At 70.7% G+C, this 334-nt stretch carries 1 protein-coding gene; it reads left to right on the top strand.

Features of this window, described 5'->3' with window-relative positions:
- Positions 1–334 (top strand): NAD(P)-binding domain-containing protein (locus DW306_RS00425; RefSeq protein WP_240746991.1); only part of this gene is annotated, 334 nt, incomplete at both ends.

The following is a 334-nucleotide window of genomic DNA, read 5'->3' on the forward strand; positions in this document are numbered from 1 at the left end:
CCCAGACGTGCAGCTCCGCTTGTCCGCCCGTCGCCCAGATCCGCCGCGAGAAGGCGGTCCGCGAGACGGGCATCAACTTCGTCGGCGCCGGCATCTCCGGCGGCGAGGAGGGCGCGCTCACCGGCCCCTCGATCATGCCCGGCGGCTCCGACGAGTCGTGGGTCACGCTCGGCCCGATCCTGAAGTCCATCGCCGCGGTCGCCGAAGGCGAGCCCTGCGTCACGCACGTCGGCCACGACGGCGCCGGCCACTTCGTCAAGATGGTGCACAACGGCATCGAATACGCCGACATGCAGCTGATCGCAGAGGCCTACGACCTCATCCGCCGCGGCAC

The organism is Microbacterium sp. K24 (assembly GCF_004794465.1).
GTDB lineage: Bacteria > Actinomycetota > Actinomycetes > Actinomycetales > Microbacteriaceae > Microbacterium.